The following is a 17,820-nucleotide window of genomic DNA, read 5'->3' as shown; positions in this document are numbered from 1 at the left end:
AGGAAAGTACTTAAGTGACAAGTTTGGTATTAGCAAATAAAAATATTGTAGTAGTGGGATTGGGCCTAACGGGCCAGTCTTGCCTACGATTTTTATCAGCTAAAGGAGCCAACCTTGTGGCTATGGATAGTCGAGAGTCTTTAAATATTGAACTAGATGTTCCTGTTATTTTAGGTGAGTTAGACATTAAGCTCCTGCTCAATGCTGATTTAGTGGTGGTCAGCCCAGGGGTAAACTTAAATACGCCTGTATTTAAACAGGTGATAGAAGCCGGCGTAAAAGTCATTGGTGATATTGAAATATTTGCTCAGTTTAATACTAAGCCTGTGATTGCCATAACTGGCTCAAATGGCAAAACTACTGTGACTCACTTGGTGGCAGCTATGTGCAAACAAGCGGGTAAAAAAGTCTTGATGGGCGGCAATGTTGGCGTGCCTGTTTTAGATCTGCTAGACCAAGATGCGGATATATTTGTGCTTGAGTTATCTAGTTTTCAGCTAGACACCACTTATTCTTTACAGCCTTTAGTGGCCACTGTGTTAAACGTGAGTGAAGACCACTTAGACCGTCATGGTGATTTATTTAGTTACCAACAAGCTAAGTTAAAGATATTTGATAATGCACAAGTCTCAGTAATCAATCGAGATGATGCTTTAGCCCATCCAATCGACGAGTCAAAAATAACCGAAGCTCTAACCTTTGGTTTATCTGCATCTGAGCAAGGCTTCTCTTGGGATCCTGAAAAACAGCATATTTTGCTTGATGGTCAAAGCTTTTTGTCAAGCCAAAAATGTTTGTTGGTAGGTCAACATAATATGTTGAACATTCAAGCAGCAGCGGCCTTAGCATTATCAGCTGGAATTGATCAGGCAAGTATCAAACTAGCCGCGACTGAATTTAATGGGTTACCCCATAGGTGCCAAACAGTTTCTGTGCATAACAATGTGCGCTGGATCAATGATTCTAAAGCCACCAATGTCGGCGCTACTCTGGCCGCAATTTATGGTTTACGAGCCAGTATTCAGGGAAAATTGATTTTAATTGCTGGTGGTGATGGAAAAGGCGCAGACTTTTCTCCATTGGCTGAAGTCCTGCAAAACTCAGTAGAGGTGTTAATTACTTTTGGTCGAGATGGACACCAAATTGCTGCTCTAAAAGAGGGTACTTTCCAAGTTAATAACTTAACCGAAGCCGTGCAACTTGCAGCTCAGCATGTTGCGGTAAATGATGTGGTTTTATTGTCACCTGCCTGTGCCAGTTTAGACATGTTTACTAACTACCAAGAACGTGGTGAATGTTTTGCACAAGCGGTCAAGGAGTTAGCAGCATGACAGCAATAACTCAGGGGAATACTAGTCCGTTAAAACAATTGTTTAAACTAAAGCATGACAAAGTAGATCAGCAAGAGAGCTTTAAACCCTATGACCTTTGGTTAATTTTATTGTGTATCGCATTGTTATCTTTTGGCCTAGTGGTGGTTACGTCTGCTTCTATGCCTGCAGCTGAGCGCATATTCCATAACCCATTTCATATCGCCATTCGCCATTCTATCTACATAGTATTGGCACTTGGCATTGCTATGTGTGTACTACAAATACCTATGTATTGGTGGCGCAAAACCAATGTGTGGTTATTACTATTAGCCATTCTACTTCTAATATCTGTGTTATTGATTGGTCGTACAGTGAATGGTAGTACCCGATGGTTAGTGCTTGGGCCAATTACTGTACAAGTAGCTGAGCCGGCTAAGTTATTTTTCTTTTGTTACTTAGCAGGATATTTAGTTCGAAGACACGAAGAAGTCACCGAAAACATTAAAGGTTTTATCAAACCATTAGCGATATTTTTTGTACTGGCAGTCTTACTTTTGATGCAACCTGATTTAGGCACAGTGGTGGTGATGTTTTGTACCACTATTGGTTTGTTATTTTTGGCTGGTGCAAAGTTATGGCAGTTTTTCAGTTTAGTAATTGCTGGTAGTTTAGCTGTGGTGTTACTCATAGTATTTGAAGAATACCGGGTTAAACGAGTGACTTCATTTCTGGATCCATGGGCCGACCCTTTTGGTAGTGGTTACCAGTTGACTCAATCTTTAATGGCTTATGGCAGAGGTGAATTATTTGGCCAAGGTTTAGGTAATAGTCTACAAAAACTCGAATACTTACCTGAAGCTTATAACGATTTTATTATGGCCATTTTAGCTGAGGAATTGGGCTTTATAGGTGTGTTATGTGTACTGATTATTATGTTAGTGATTGTCATGAAAGCACTACGCATCGGTAATCAAGCCTTAACTAAGGAACGTCCATTTGACGCATACTTAGCTTATTCAATTGGTATCTGGTTTAGTTTGCAAACTGCTGTAAACGTAGGTGCTAGTGCCGGAATATTACCCACTAAAGGTTTAACTTTTCCATTATTAAGTTATGGCGGTTCCAGCACCATCATCATGGCCATAGCTGTGGCGTTATTGTTACGAATTGATTTTGAAATGCGGGTGGACGGGATCCAAGCCTTAAATAAAGGGGCTGCTAAATCCAATAAAAAGCGTACAACTAATAAAAAGCCTAAACAAAAAGTGGCTGAAGTATTAGATGAAGTAATCGATGAAACACAAGTCGTGTCCAACGATTTTTCCGGAGCTAAATATGACTAAACGTATTTTAGTGATGGCCGGTGGAACCGGAGGGCATGTGTTTCCTGGGTTAGCTGTGGCTAAAGACCTAGCTGCCAAAGGCTGGCAAGTGCATTGGTTAGGTACAAAAGGAAGAATGGAGGCTCAGTTAGTACCCCAAGCAGGCTATGAAATTAGTTTTATCGATGTAGTCGGTGTACGCAACAATGGTCTGTTAAAACTATTAGCTGCACCCTTTAAAGTTATTAAGTCTATTTATCAGGCACATAAGGTGATCAAACAATATAAACCTAATTTAGTGATTGGTTTAGGCGGCTTCGCCAGTGGACCAGGTGGAATTGCAGCATGGTTAAATAGAGTGCCACTAGTTTTACATGAACAAAATGCGGTGCCTGGGTTAACCAACAAATGGTTAGCTAATTTTGCTGAGCATATATTTACCGGATTCGATAATACCTTTGTGAAACAGCAGTCAGCTAACGATGTGAATAAATATACTTGGGTAGGCAATCCTGTCAGAGCAGAGTTTGCCCAATTACCGAGTAAGCAACAAGTGAATATCCCGCTAAATTTATTGGTTGTGGGTGGAAGTTTAGGGGCGCAGGTTTTGAATGAAACTTTGCCATTAGCCCTGAAAGGCTTACAAGGTTTTAATGTTCGCCATCAAACAGGCGCAGGACATTTACAAAAAGTACAACAGGCTTATCAACCTCTGATGGATAACCATGTTAATTGCGAAATATGTGAATTCATCGATGACATTCCAGCAGCATACGATTGGGCGGATTTAGTGATTTGCCGTGCTGGTGCCCTGACTGTAGCCGAAGTCGCTGCATCAGGAGTGGCAGCGATTTTTGTACCTTTACCCCATGCGGTAGATGACCATCAAACAAAAAATGCTCAAGTGCTAGTTGAAGTGCAGGGAGCGTATTTATTGCCGCAAAAGGAGTTATCCGTAGAGTCTTTAAATCATTTATTGGCTGATTGTATTCAATCGCCAAAGTTATTAATTGAAATGGGTAACAAAGCTAAAACTGTTGCTCGATTAGATGCTGCACAACAAGTGGCAGATTATTGTATAGAAATAAGCGAGAAAGCAGCGTGAGCCGAGAAAGCAGCATGAGCCGAGAAAGCAGCATGAATTTAGCCGCCAACAAGGTAGATAGTCCTATTCATTATCATGTGCCAGAGATGCGCCGTATTAAACACATCCACTTTGTTGGTATTGGTGGAGCTGGAATGGGTGGTATTGCCGAAGTATTGTTAAATGAAGGTTATGCTATTTCAGGTTCTGATAAACAAGCCAATGCCATGACCGAGCGTTTAGAAAATTTGGGAGCCACAATCTATTTTGGCCACTTGGCATCAAATGTAGAATTAGCAAACGTAGTGGTTGTGTCCAGCGCTATCGATCCCACTAATCCAGAAATTGCCGCAGCCAATGAAAAGCGTGTGCCGGTGATTCGCCGAGCTGAAATGTTAGCAGAGTTGATGCGTTTTCGACATGGCATTGCAGTAGCCGGTACTCACGGTAAAACAACTACCACCAGTTTACTTGCCACCATTTTTGCTAAAGCTAAATTAGATCCCACTTTTGTAATAGGTGGTTTATTAAATAGTGCAGGCACCAATGCGCGTTTAGGGGATAGCCAATATTTAATTGCCGAGGCTGACGAGAGTGATGCGTCGTTTGTGCACTTACAACCTATGGTATCAGTGGTCACAAATATCGAAGCCGATCATATGGAAACTTACCAAGGTGATTTCCAGAAGATGCAAGATACCTACATCGACTTTTTACACAATTTGCCTTTTTACGGATTAGCAGTGTTGTGTGGCGATGATCCGGTAATTAAAGAGTTACTTCCGCGTATTGGTCGTAAGTATCTAACTTACGGTGTATCTGAAGGTGTTGATGTTAGAGCGGTGAATATTCAATTAGGTTTTAACCAAAGTACGTTTGAAGTGTTACGTAAAGACATGGCTAATCAAGTTTTACCACCTCTTAAGGTCACTGTGAATATTCCAGGTCAGCATAACGTACTAAATTCATTGGCCGCTATTGCTGTTGCTAGTGACGAAGGTATCGAAGACCAGGCAATAGTTGAAGCTTTAGGTGGATTTTCAGGAATTGGCCGTCGATTTGAATTTTTAGGGGATTATGCCACATCTAAAGGCCAAGCTATCTTAGTGGATGATTATGGTCATCACCCTACTGAAGTAGAAGCCACTATTGCGGTTGCAAGAAATAACTGGCCTGACCGTCGTTTAGTCATGGCTTATCAACCTCATAGATATACTCGTACGCGAGATTTATATGAAGACTTTGTAAAAGTACTTTCGCAGGTTGATGTGTTGTTATTGTTAGAAGTGTATTCGGCTGGTGAAGAGCCTATTGATGGTGCAGATAGCCGTTCTTTATGTCGTTCAATTCGTCAACGAGGTCAGTTGGAGCCGATTTATGTGTCGAGTATCCAAGAATTACCCAAATTATTAGCTGAAACTTTGAATGATCAAGACATAGTTTTAACCCAAGGTGCCGGTAATATCGGCCAAATCGCAAAACATTTACAACGAGCAGAATTAGAACCAAGTGTGTTGCTGCAAGGGTTAGAACAGTGATAGAGCAAAATCTTAAATTACCTGCTGAATACGGAAAAGTCGCTGTTATGTTTGGCGGAACTTCGGCTGAGCGTGAGGTTTCGCTTAATTCAGGCCAAGCTGTGTTAGTCGGTTTAACGAGCCTAGGAGTAGATGCCCATAAATTTGATCCAGCAGAACAAAGTTTAACAGAGTTAATCAGTCAAAAATTTGAACGTGTAGTGATTGTTTTGCATGGCCGTGGTGGTGAAGATGGTTCACTACAAGGTGCATTGCAACAGCTCAATTTGCCTTACACAGGTACAGGTGTGCTGGGGTCCGCTTTGTGTATGGATAAAATCCGTAGTAAACAAGTTTGGCAAAGTTTAGGTCTGCCCACAGCAAATTATAAAATTGCTGACAAAAGAAGCTTTGATGCAGGATCATGCAAGGCTATAATGGCAAGCTTAGGGGATGAGGTAATGGTTAAACCTGCGCAAGAAGGATCTAGCATAGGTATGGCCCGCGTGAATAGTGCGCTACAACTAGAAACAGCCGTTCAAAACGCTTTTAAATATGATAATAAAGTTTTGATTGAGCAGTTCGTTCATGGTTCAGAATATACCGTCAGCATACTGAATGGCCAAGCGTTGCCATCGATCAGTATGTCTACTCCCCGTGATTTTTATGATTATGCCGCAAAATATCAAACTGATAGCACGGTTTATACCTGCCCAAGTGGTTTAACTGCTGATGAAGAATCACAGTTAGCTGAACTAGCATTAGAGGCTTTTGATGCGGTTGCTGGCTCCGGCTGGGGACGTGTTGATTTTATGCGTGATCAACTTGGCCGTTTTTATTTACTTGAAGCGAATACCGCACCAGGCATGACCGAAAAAAGTTTGGTGCCATTGGCGGCTAAGCAAGCAGGATTGAGTTTTGCTGAATTATCTTTAGCGGTACTGGCCACAACGGATTTGGTAAAATGAATGAGGTGCCTGCTCTTGATAAAAGAGCGGTTAAACGTGCGGATGTATCCGCTCAGAGGCAAGGGGTTAAAGGATCTCAGTTTTATTTAGGGTTGGCGTTTTTTATTACGGTTTTGGTTTTATTGGTCTTCGCTGGCATTAAGTTAAGTGTGTGGTTAGAGGACGAACAAAAAGCACCGGTGCAGGATATAGTGGTTTCGGGAGAGCGAACTTTTATTCAAGAGCACAAAATAGAAGCTTTAATTAAACGCACACAGCCTGGCAGTTTTTTTGAGTTAGATGTAGAACAAACTCATCAAACTGTTGAGGCCATGCCTTGGGTGTATCGTGCTTCAGTGCGAAAGCGTTGGCCGAGTGGTTTAGAAATATATGTGGTTGAACAACAACCCGCCGCGATTTGGAATGGCGATATGTTGTTGAATCAGTTTGGTGATGCGTTCGATGCTCAGCTAAATGATAAAGATTTAGCTTTAAAAATGCAGTTACCACACTTGTTTGGCCCAGGTGGCAGTGAACAAACAGCATTGCAGGGCTATCGAAATATGCAGTCGCTACTAGATGTGACTGATTTGTATATTGTGGAAATGTTTTTAAGTGAACGTTTTGCTTGGAATATCCAGTTAAACAATGGTGTAAAACTGAATTTAGGCCGAACTGAGTTTATTGATAGGTTGCAACGATTCGTGGATTTGTTACCACTTCTTTCGCAACAGAAAAAGCAGATTGATTACGTAGATTTACGTTACGACACAGGTTTAGCTGTAGGTTGGAAAACCTTAGATAAAGCTGTTTAAGATGATAATAACCAGAGAATTTATTAACGTGAGTGGGATAATAGTGAGAGTTAGTCAAGATGTCTAAGGGCACAGAAAGAAAGCTAATCGTTGGCTTAGACATAGGCACCAGTAATGTGAAAGCTGTGGTTGGTGAGCTTCTAGATGACAACTCTATCAGTATTGTTGGGGTCGGAAGTCACGCCTCTAAAGGTATGGATAAAGGTGGCGTAAACGATCTCAATTTAGTGGTGCAGTCAGTAAAACGAGCTGTACACGAAATGGAATTGATGGCTGATTGCAGCGTGTCTTCTGTGTTTATGTCGATTTCCGGGCGTCATGTTAAATGCCAAAATGAAAGTGGTATGGTGCCAATTAATAATCAAGAAGTGACCCAGGAAGACGTAGACAATGTAGTACACGCAGCACGCTCTGTGCCAATTGCAGCCGAGCGTAGACTGTTACATGTATTGCCACAAGAATTTACCATAGATGTTCAAGAGGGAATTAAAAACCCAATTGGTATGTCTGGGGTTAGAATGGAAGCCCAAGCACATATTATTACCTGTGCTGATGATATGGCTAAAAACTTAGTTAAATGTGTTGAACGCTGTGACCTAGTGGCTGACCAATTGATATTTTCAGCCTTAGCCTCAAGTTATGCCGTTGTAACGGATGATGAAAAAGAGCTAGGTGTTTGTGTGGTAGACATTGGTGGCGGAACCATAGATTTAGTGATTTATACCGATGGGGCAATTCGTCATACAGCTGTAATACCTGCGGCTGGAAATCAGATTACCAGTGACATAGCTAAGATATTCCGTACGCCTATTAGTCACGCGGAAGAAATTAAAATTAATTATGCATGCGCCCTAAAAGATATGGTCAGCATGGAAGAAAGTATTGAAGTGCATAGTGTGGGAGGTCGCCCTTCAAGAGCAATGTCTAGACATACATTGGCTGAAGTGATCGAACCTAGGTATCAAGAGTTGTTTGAGTTAGTGCATGATGAAATTCGTGGTAGTGGATTAGAAGAACAAGTCGCAGCTGGCATAGTGTTAACCGGCGGTACGGCAAAAATGGAAGGCGCGGTTGAATTTGCCGAAGAGATCTTCCAAATGCCAGTACGAGTAGGCGCGCCACTAGCGATGAAAGGTTTATCAGAATACGTAGAAGATGCAAAATTTGCCACTGCAATTGGATTATTGCAGTACGGCAAAGAACATCTAATAAGTCAGTTAAGCACCCAAAATAAAGCCAGTGATGGTGTCTGGCATAGGATTCAAAGTTGGTTTAAAGGCGAGTTTTAATAACTCATTTTTGAATAAAGAAAATTGGCAGCAGGCAAGGATTAGTACCTGACTGCTTATATGTACAAACCGGAGAGTAAATATGTTTGAGTTAATGGATAGTCATGACGAAGAAGCGATAATTAAGGTTATCGGTGTAGGCGGTGGCGGCGGTAACGCTGTTGAACACATGGTTAGTCAGAACATTGAAGGCGTTGAGTTTATCGCTATCAATACAGATGCACAGGTATTACGTAGCTCAGCTGCGAATGTTACCTTGCAAATCGGTTCTGGTGTGACTAAAGGCCTTGGTGCAGGAGCGAACCCTAACATCGGTCGTCAAGCAGCAGAGGAAGATAGAGAAACCATACGTCAGAGTTTAGAAGGTGCTGACATGGTGTTTATCACAGCTGGTATGGGCGGCGGTACCGGAACAGGTGCGGCACCAGAAGTCGCTAAAGTGGCTAAAGAATTAGGCATACTAACTGTTGCTGTGGTGACTAAACCTTTTCCATTTGAAGGTCGTAAACGGACAGATTTTGCTGAACAAGGTATCGAAGAGTTGTCTAAATATGTTGACTCATTGATTACTATTCCAAATGAAAAATTGTTAAAAGTAATGGGTAAAGGCACGCCTTTATTAAAAGCTTTTAGTGCAGCTAATGACATTTTAAGTGGTGCTGTGCAGGGTATTGCTGAGTTAATTACTCGCCCAGGTTTGATCAATGTGGATTTCGCCGACGTACGTACAGTTATGTCTGAAATGGGCACGGCCATGATGGGCAGCGGCACGGCTAAAGGTGAAGATAGAGCTGAAGAAGCCTCTGAATCAGCCATTGCTTGTCCGTTATTGGAAGATATCGATTTATCTGGTGCTCGCGGGATTTTGGTGAATATTACTGCTGGCCCAGATTTCTCTATAGATGAATTTGAAACTGTGGGTAATGCAGTGAAAGCCTTTGCTTCTGAAAATGCTACGGTTGTTGTGGGTACAGTCATCGATATGGACATGAGTGACGAGTTACGTGTCACGGTTGTTGCAACTGGTATTGGCGCAGAGCGTAAACCAGATATATCTTTGGTATCTAATCGTGCACCTAAAGTGATGGCCGATAGTAGCGAATTTAAGTTGCAGGCGAATGGTTCAAACGCTATGCCTAGCGCAGGTGTTATGCCAGAAAATGCTAAATCAGTCGCTTCTGAAGAAAAGCCTGAAACCGGTAGTGATTTAGAATATTTAGATATTCCAGCTTTTTTACGTAAACAAGCTGATTAAAAGTCGATTACAAAGAGTTTGGTGAATTATTAGTGGAAATACAGGTCTTAGTATGAATAAAAGGCGTCATTTAAAACTTATATGACACTTTTTTGACAAGATACTATATTTTAGCTATAGTACGCGCCGCTTTTTATTCGGATAAGTGATTGAGTTAAAAAGATTTATGATTAAACAACGCACCATCAAACAATCTGTACAAGAGACAGGGATAGGTCTGCATAAAGGTGACAAGGTCACTATGACTCTCCGGCCTGCGCCTGCGAATACGGGAATTGTATTTCGCCGCGTTGACCTTGAGCCTTATGCTGATATTCCTGCGCGAGCTGATTGTGTGGGCGATACTATGTTATGTACTTGTATTAGTAACCCTGATGGTGTGACGATTTCTACTGTTGAACACTTAGCTTCGGCTTTAGCTGGTTTAGGTATCGACAATATTATTGTTGAAGTTGACAGTGACGAGTTACCTATCATGGATGGTAGCGCTAGTCCGTTTATCTTTTTACTTCAGTCAGCTGGCATTGAAGAGATTAATGCTGCAAAACAATTTATTAAAGTAACTAAACCTATCCGGGTTGAACAAGAAGACAAATGGGCGGAACTTCGCCCTTATGATGGATTTAGGGTAGATTTTAGAATCGATTTTGAACACCCTGTTATCAGTCAAACTCGTCAACATATGGTGTTAGATTTAGATTCATCATCATATGTTGAAGAAGTCAGCCGTGCTCGTACTTTTGGATTTATGAAAGATCTTGAGTACATGAACTCTCATAATTTAGCCTTAGGTGGCAGTATGGCCAATGCGGTTGCCTTAGATGAATATCGAGTGCTTAACCCTGAAGGTTTGCGTTATACCGATGAGTTTTTAAAACATAAAATTTTAGATGCTATTGGTGATTTATATTTAGGTGGCCATAGTATTATTGGCGAGTTAGTGGCATATAAGACGGGCCATGGACTGAACAACAAACTGTTAAATGCCTTGTTGAATAACCAGGAATGTTGGGAGTTTGTGGGATACGACACACCAGACGAAATGCCAATTCGTTTTGCATCTCCAATTTTAGCGAGTTAATCTACTTCCCAGATTGACTCAATTTTTAAGTTTTTAACTTAAATACATATACTTATACATTTCAGATAAGATCTTATTTATGTTAACCTGCAATGTATAAATGATATAAATATATTGTCGTGTATAAAATTTAAACAGTATGTCGTATTTAAGATACCTGTTAAACCTACCAGAGTTTAACTTTATGGCTTAATCTTTTATTTCCATGTTGAATTTACAATATCCAAAGGTAGCCGCCTGTAATGAAAATAACATTACTTTTTAGAAGTAATCGCGCACGTTTTGCGTTAAATATTAATCGTCAAAAATTGATGATTTTGTTGCTTGCAAGCTGTGGACTTTTTTTGATTTCAAGTCGTTCTACTACCTCACCTCAAGAAGATATCGCCCGTATTCAAAATGCTCAAGCAGGTTTCCAACAACAAGCCAAAGAAGTGGCTGGATTAAAAGGTGAAACTGAGCAAAAACTAACAGGCATGCTGTTAAAGTTAGCAGATATGCAAAGTCAAATTCAGCGTCTAGACGCGTTAGGTTCACGTTTAGTTGAACAAGCCAATTTAAACCCAGAAGAATTTAGTTTTAACCAAGAGCCAAGTATTGGCGGTCCTTTCGACAGTTCTGATGTGGATTATAAAGCACAAGATGAACTCTTAGTTAAAATGGAAAATATGTTAGATCAAATTCGCGATAAATCGGTTCAACTGAATGCCCTTGAATCTATTATGTTGAGTCACCATATAGAAGAGCAGAGCCGTTTGGAAGGTAAGCCAATTAATTCTGGTTGGTTATCCTCTTACTATGGCGTACGTAAAGACCCTTTTAGTGGTTTACCTACTATGCATAAGGGACTCGATTTTGCAGGTAAAGAAGGTGAACCTGTAAAAGCGACAGGCGCGGGTATAGTCACTTGGGCTGGTAGTCGTTATGGATATGGTGAGTTAGTTGAAATTGACCATGGCCAGGGACTCACTACACGGTACGGTCATAATAAAAAGTTAAACGTCAAAATTGGTGATGTAGTGACTAAAGGTCAAGATATTGCGGTAATGGGTAATACTGGCCGCTCTACTGGCGCTCATGTTCATTACGAAGTTTTACGTAAAGGTAAACAACAAGATCCACTACCATATGTGTATCGGAAAAAATCATAACTTTATATAAGTGTGAAACACTTAAAAGTTAAAAAGTTTAAGTTATCAATAATCGGCTCCTAGTGAGCCGATTGTTTTATTTTAGTATAGGGCCAATTTGGTCGCAGGGGTTCGCACAATTGAGTGTGTACTTAGATATTAATCATTTAGATTGGAAGCTGTAAATCGATGTTTTCGAGTATTCTCACCAAAATTTTCGGTAGTCGTAATGACCGAACATTAAAAAAATTAAGTAAATCTGTCACGCTTATTAACCAGTTAGAAACTGAATTTGAAGCATTAAGTGATGAGCAGTTAAAAGACAAAACCAGTGAGTTTAAGCAGCGTTTAGAAAAAGATGAATCCACTGACGACATTTTAGTTGAAGCTTTTGCAGTCGTAAGAGAAGCCAGTAAACGTGTATTTGGCATGCGCCATTTTGATGTGCAAATGTTGGGTGGCCAAGTTTTACATCAAGGTAAAATTTCTGAAATGCGTACCGGTGAAGGTAAAACCCTAACCTCTACTTTGCCTACTTATCTGAACGCTATTTCTGGTAAAGGTGTGCACGTTATTACAGTGAACGATTACCTAGCCAGTCGTGATGCTGATTGGAGTCGGCCGTTATTTGAATTCTTAGGATTAACTGTAGGTTGTAACATTCCTGGTATGACCCACCCGCAGAAAAAAGAAGCTTATGCCGCTGATATTACTTACGGCACTAACAACGAGTTTGGCTTTGATTATCTGCGTGACAACATGGCCTTTAGCCCAGAAGAGCGAGTACAAAAGTCATTACATTTTGCCGTGATTGACGAAGTAGATTCAATATTAATTGATGAAGCTCGTACGCCACTTATTATTTCAGGGCAAGCAGAAGATAGTTCCGAGTTGTATCGCAAAATTAATGTGATCATTCCTGAACTTGAGCGTCAAGAAAAAGAAGATGAAGAAGGCCAAGCAGGCGAAGGGCACTTCACTATTGACGAAAAGGGTAAACAAATCCATTTAACCGAAAATGGTCAAATATTTGTAGAAGAAGTATTAAAACGTGAAGGCATTTTAGCTGAAGAAGAATCTTTATTTGCCGCGGCTAATATTTCCTTGTTGCACCATGTGAATGCGGCGCTAAAAGCACACAAACTATTCTCTAAAGACGTTGATTACATAGTTAAGGATAACGAAATTGTTATTGTTGATGAACATACTGGACGTACTATGGAAGGACGTCGTTGGTCTGAAGGTTTACACCAAGCAGTAGAAGCTAAAGAAGGGGTGAATATTCAAAATGAAAACCAAACCTTAGCTTCAATTACATTCCAGAATTATTTTAGATTGTACGACAAACTAGCAGGTATGACAGGTACTGCTGATACCGAAGCCTTTGAGTTCCAAAGTATTTATGGTTTAGATACAGTAGTTATCCCAACTAACAAACCTATGTTGCGTGATGACAAGGCTGATTTAATCTATCTAACGGCCGAAGAAAAATATGAAGCCATAGTTGAAGATATCAAAGATTGTGTGAAACGTGGTCAACCTACTTTGGTTGGTACGGTTTCTATCGAAAACTCTGAGCTTATTTCAAGTGTTTTGAAAAAAGCTAAGATACCGCACAAGGTGCTTAACGCTAAATTCCACGAACAAGAAGCCGACATTATTGCCCAAGCAGGGAAATCTGGAGCGGTAACCATAGCCACTAACATGGCTGGTCGTGGTACAGATATCGTTTTAGGTGGTAACTGGCAGGCCGAAATAGACAAAATTAATGATCCTAAACCGTCTAAAGTTGAAAAAATAAAACAAGATTGGCAGGCAGATCATGACGCTGTTTTAGCCGCTGGTGGTTTGCATATTATTGGTACTGAACGTCATGAATCTCGTCGTATCGATAACCAATTACGTGGTCGTGCTGGCCGTCAAGGTGATGCTGGTTCTTCTCGTTTCTATTTGTCATTAGATGACGCACTAATGCGTATATTCGCCTCAGAAAAAATGGGCAATATGATGAAACGCCTAGGTATGGAGCGTGGTGAAGCCATTGAACACCCTTGGGTAACCAGAGCTATTGAAAACGCCCAACGTAAGGTGGAAGGCCGTAACTTCGACATGCGTAAACAATTATTGGAATACGATGATGTAGCTAACGATCAACGTAAAGTCATTTATGAGCAACGTAATGAGTTGTTAGATGAAGGCGAAATTAGCGAAACCATCAACGCTATCCGTGAAGACGTGGTTAGCGGCATAGTTGATCAATATATTCCACCTCAATCATTAGAAGAAATGTGGAATGTAGCTGGCTTAGAAGAGCACTTCAAAAGTGAATTTTTGTTAGATATGCCAGTGCAGAAATGGTTAGACGAAGACGACAAGTTATATGAAGAAGTGATCCGTGAGCGAATTTTAGAAGAAGTGGTCAAGGCATATAAAGCTAAAGAAGAGATAGTTGGCCCTCAAGTAATTCGTCAATTTGAAAAAGCGGTGATGTTACAAAACTTGGATAGTAGCTGGAAAGAACATTTAGCGGCTATGGATCATTTACGTCAAGGCATTCACTTACGTGGTTATGCTCAGAAAAACCCTAAACAAGAATATAAGCGTGAGTCTTTCGAGTTGTTTTCTGAAATGTTAGAAAACCTCAAAATAGAAGTGGTGAGTATTCTTAGTAAAGTTCAAGTTAAGGCCCAAGAAGATGTCGAAGCAGTTGAAGAGCAAAGACGTCAGGCTAACGAGGCACCTATGAATATGCAGCATGAGTCACCTAATGAAGCTGCAAAACCTGAAAGTCCTCGCGCGGTAGTCAGAGATACACCTAAAGTAGGTCGTAACGATGCTTGCCCTTGTGGTTCTGGTAAAAAATATAAACAGTGTCATGGTAAATTGAGCTAAAAAATTAGTTTTTAATTTTAAATATATTAAGTCGGGCTTAGGTCCGACTTTTTTGTTTTAAGGAGCAGATTAATGAAAGTTGTGGATGTTGCTGTAGGTGTGATTAAACAAGGCAATCGTATTTATATTAGTAAACGTGCTGATGATTTACACCAAGGCGGAAAATGGGAATTTCCTGGTGGCAAGCGGGAGCCAAATGAAAGTATTGATCAAGCCCTGAGTCGTGAGTTACAAGAAGAAATAGGCATTCAAGTCAAGTCACAAACTGAACTAACGCTTATTGAACATGATTACGGTGACAAAAAAGTGAGACTACATGTAAGGTTAGTAGATGAGTTTAGTGGCGAAGCCCAGCAACAAGAGGGCCAGCAAGCTAAATGGGTTGCCATAGCCGACTTAAACCAATACCAATTTCCAGCTGCTAATGTTGCCATTATTGAGCTTTTACAACGACTTGTAGTAACTAAAATTTGATCTGAGACTTTTAGTTGATAGGTCTCAACAGTCTGCTATGAGCGAATTATAGTCTTTCAACCTTAATTATCTACACTTAGATTGTTTAGGTTATGTGCTCATTGCATACGAATATTGAGCGATATTCATTTGATGATTTCCGCTTTTCTTTCGATGCAATGAGTCACTTTACTCATAACGAATACTCAGGGCTTGCCTTAAAAACGCTGTCTATATTTCTTTCGAAGAGTAAAGAATACATAACAAACTTCAACTATTGGAGATTTGTAATGAATGACGCGAATGCTAAATTCTCAATTTTTGTTGGTTTAGATTGGGCTAATAAAAAACATGATGTTTGTGTGCAAGTTGGTGAGAGTAGAGATCGTAGCTTTGAAGTTATTTCACACACGCCTGAATCTATAGATAACTGGTTAAATGAGCTACGTAAAAAAGCCAAAGGTAAAATTGCTGTCGCGGTCGAGTTGACCAAAGGGCCGATTGTATATGCATTGCAGAAGTACAGTTTCGTCACCGTCTTTCCTATCCACGGACTAACACTTGCGCGATATCGTCAGGCGATGTTTCCAAGTGGCGCTAAAGATGACCCTTCTGATGCAGAGTTAGCATTAGACATGATGCTCAATTATCCCGATAAAGTGAAACCGTTACGCCCAAGCAGTGACCAGACTCGTACTTTAGCGCTTTTAGTTGAGCAGCGGCGTTTGCTGATTGACGATAAACGTCGAAATGTGAATCGGTAAATTAATTCTTTGAAACAGTTTTACCCTCAACCATTGGAGTGGTTCTCTCATAGAGATAGTGAGTTATTTTGTGACTTCTTAATAAAATGGCCCTCTTTACAAACAGTTAAACGCGCTAGAACCAATACAATTATAAAGTTCTTTCATGCTAGGGGGGAAATGCAGTATCCAATACGGATAAGCGTGTTGAGGCAATAAATAAGGGCATTCCGTTGACAGATGACCAAAGTGTTATTTTACCGCACAAGCTATTGGTTACAGCGCTTTGCAAACAAATACTCGCGATCATAGAAAACATCAAAGTATATGATAAACAAATCAGTCAACTATTTAACAGTATGCCTGATGCTGAGTTATTTGATTCTCTGCCAGGCACAGGATTGTGTTTGGCTCCTAGATTATTGGCGGCAATAGGAGAAGATAGATCAAGATTCAATAGTGCCCAAGAAATACAAAACTATGCTGGCCTGTCGCCTGTAACAGAAAGAAGTGGTCAAAAGAGTTGGGTGCATTGGCGCTGGCAATGTTCCAAGTTCGTCAGGCAAAGCTTTATAGAATGGTCTGCTAAAAGTGTAAATCAATCTTATTGGGCTGGTTTGTACTACGCGAAGCAGCGCTCAAAAGGTAAATCTCATCAATCGGCAGTAAGAGCACTTGCCTACAAATGGGTCAGAATTGTTTATAAATGTTGGAAGACAAGAACACCCTATAATGAGTCAAAATATTTAAAAGCCCTTAAAGAGAGAAACTCTCCACTATTGGCAACATAAAACACTTGTTGAATGACTCAGGGCGTGAAGAAGACATAAAGTGTTTGGTGAGTTTTTCGACAACAGCTAGCCAATAGCCGACATTAGCTTTGTTCATCCTTGATCACTTTTAGATGAATATTAGTCCATAATTTATCATCAGCTGAGCGACGGGGTTAAGCTCATTGAAGTCGTTGACCTTTCATCATTTAATACTGAATAAGAGAATTATTAGTAATCCTCTTCTAATAGCGAAACTACCCATGACTGTAACGCATCGTCATTATAGCGAGGATGCCAAGCAGCAATAACATCAAATGGCGAGGGTGATTGTTCTAATTCGACTTCTATCAAATCTAGTCCTTGTATAGCTCTCGAAGGCAAAAATGCAATAGAGTCTGTCGTTTCAAGGTACATAGGAACTATTGAGAAACATGGGGCTGAAACAACAATATTACGTTGCAAACCAAATTCTTTAAACCAATCATCAATAGAGCCTTTAAAGTTTGGCCGTGAAGGAGAGGCAATAATACTTGGGTAACTGGCAACATCGGCTAAAGTGGGTGTTGTTTTTGCGATAGATGATTGAGGTGATGCAATGCAAACATGGTGTTCTTCAAAAAGCTTAATCAGTGGGTAACTTTGTGGCATATAGTCAGGAAATGCTATGGCTAAATTTACGCTACCACTTTCCATAAGTTCAGGCACTTTGTCGATTTCAAAATCTCTAACGATGATTTTTAGCTGAGGTGCGGATATTCTTAATTTTGCAATTAACGCAGGTAATACAACTTGTTGGGCATAATCGGTTGCTGCTATAACAAAAGTTCCACTAACCGTTTTAGGGTCAAATACTTTGGGTGATAATAACGCCTGAAAATCATTAAGTATTCTATCAACTTCGATTGATAATGCTTCGGCATGAGGCGTTGGAATAAAGCCGTTAGTTTTTCTTAAGAACAACCTATCATCGAAAACATCACGTAATTTTTTCAGTTGTTCGCTTACAGCTTGTTGAGTTAACCCAAGCTGATTCGCTGCTTTAGAGGCACTTTTCTCTTTAATCAAAGCCTGAAAAACCCTTAGCTGCTTAATGTCTAGTCGGTCTAATTTACTCAACCTTATTCCTTTGTTCACTTATATATTTTCGTCAATGTAACATATAACCAAAATATCTTGTATCACTAACAAAGTATTGTTGTTTTTGTT

At 40.3% G+C, this 17,820-nt stretch carries 13 protein-coding genes and 1 pseudogene; 13 read left to right on the top strand and 1 reads right to left on the bottom strand.

Annotated features, from left to right (window positions below):
* The first annotated feature begins 14 nt into the window (after positions 1-14).
* The 13 genes and pseudogenes from murD (at position 15) to L0668_RS10765 (ending at position 16,632) form a co-directional block, all read left to right on the top strand.
* Complete coding sequence (gene murD, locus L0668_RS10825) at positions 15-1,331, top strand: UDP-N-acetylmuramoyl-L-alanine--D-glutamate ligase (RefSeq protein ID WP_235312496.1); 1,317 nt, start codon at positions 15-17, stop codon at positions 1,329-1,331.
* Positions 1,328-2,656 carry a cell division protein FtsW gene (gene ftsW / locus L0668_RS10820; protein WP_235312494.1) on the top strand — a complete coding sequence of 443 codons (1,329 nt, stop codon included), beginning with the start codon at positions 1,328-1,330 and terminating at the stop codon, positions 2,654-2,656. Before murD ends, ftsW begins: the two co-directional genes overlap by 4 nt.
* Positions 2,649-3,740 carry an undecaprenyldiphospho-muramoylpentapeptide beta-N-acetylglucosaminyltransferase gene (murG, locus tag L0668_RS10815; protein ID WP_235312492.1) on the top strand — a complete coding sequence of 364 codons (1,092 nt, stop codon included), beginning with the start codon at positions 2,649-2,651 and terminating at the stop codon, positions 3,738-3,740. Before ftsW ends, murG begins: the two co-directional genes overlap by 8 nt.
* A 32-nt stretch (positions 3,741-3,772) precedes the next feature.
* A complete protein-coding gene (gene murC, locus L0668_RS10810; protein ID WP_235312795.1) occupies positions 3,773-5,257 on the top strand; it encodes a UDP-N-acetylmuramate--L-alanine ligase in 1,485 nt (494 codons plus the stop codon).
* Positions 5,254-6,204 carry a D-alanine--D-alanine ligase gene (locus L0668_RS10805; protein ID WP_349815644.1) on the top strand — a complete coding sequence of 317 codons (951 nt, stop codon included), beginning with the start codon at positions 5,254-5,256 and terminating at the stop codon, positions 6,202-6,204. Before murC ends, L0668_RS10805 begins: the two co-directional genes overlap by 4 nt.
* On the top strand, positions 6,201-6,998 hold the full coding sequence (locus L0668_RS10800) for a cell division protein FtsQ/DivIB (protein WP_235312491.1): 798 nt from the start codon (positions 6,201-6,203) through the stop codon (positions 6,996-6,998). The genes L0668_RS10805 and L0668_RS10800 overlap by 4 nt, the downstream gene beginning before the upstream one ends.
* A gap of 59 nt (positions 6,999-7,057) precedes the next feature.
* Positions 7,058-8,287, top strand: a complete 1,230-nt coding sequence (gene ftsA, locus L0668_RS10795; RefSeq protein ID WP_235312490.1) for a cell division protein FtsA — start codon at positions 7,058-7,060, stop codon at positions 8,285-8,287.
* 82 nt (positions 8,288-8,369) lie between these two features.
* A complete protein-coding gene (gene ftsZ, locus L0668_RS10790; protein ID WP_235312489.1) occupies positions 8,370-9,542 on the top strand; it encodes a cell division protein FtsZ in 1,173 nt (390 codons plus the stop codon).
* 166 nt (positions 9,543-9,708) lie between these two features.
* Positions 9,709-10,623: a UDP-3-O-acyl-N-acetylglucosamine deacetylase gene (gene lpxC / locus L0668_RS10785; protein WP_235312488.1), complete on the top strand. Its 915-nt coding sequence runs from the start codon at positions 9,709-9,711 to the stop codon at positions 10,621-10,623.
* A 242-nt stretch (positions 10,624-10,865) separates the two neighbouring features.
* On the top strand, positions 10,866-11,774 hold the full coding sequence (locus L0668_RS10780; protein ID WP_235312487.1) for a M23 family metallopeptidase: 909 nt from the start codon (positions 10,866-10,868) through the stop codon (positions 11,772-11,774).
* Positions 11,775-11,942: 168 nt separating this feature from the next.
* The gene (gene secA / locus L0668_RS10775) at positions 11,943-14,645 is read left to right on the top strand and encodes a preprotein translocase subunit SecA (protein ID WP_235312485.1); all 2,703 of its coding nucleotides are present in this window, start codon (positions 11,943-11,945) and stop codon (positions 14,643-14,645) included.
* Between the two features lie 72 nt (positions 14,646-14,717).
* The gene (gene mutT / locus L0668_RS10770; protein WP_235312483.1) at positions 14,718-15,119 is read left to right on the top strand and encodes an 8-oxo-dGTP diphosphatase MutT; all 402 of its coding nucleotides are present in this window, start codon (positions 14,718-14,720) and stop codon (positions 15,117-15,119) included.
* Positions 15,120-15,388: 269 nt separating this feature from the next.
* Positions 15,389-16,632 (top strand): annotated as a pseudogene (locus L0668_RS10765) (IS110 family RNA-guided transposase).
* Positions 16,633-16,842: 210 nt separating this feature from the next.
* On the opposite strand, the gene L0668_RS10760 reads toward L0668_RS10765, so the two are convergent.
* Positions 16,843-17,730, bottom strand: coding sequence for a LysR family transcriptional regulator (locus L0668_RS10760; RefSeq protein WP_235312482.1), 888 nt, complete (start codon positions 17,728-17,730; stop codon positions 16,843-16,845).
* Positions 17,731-17,820: the final 90 nt, after the last annotated feature.

Source organism: Paraglaciecola algarum (assembly GCF_021532655.1).
GTDB classification, from domain to species: Bacteria; Pseudomonadota; Gammaproteobacteria; order Enterobacterales; family Alteromonadaceae; genus Paraglaciecola; species Paraglaciecola algarum.
The sequence above is the reverse complement of the archived record's forward strand: the minus strand, read 5'-3'. Positions and strand labels throughout refer to the sequence as shown.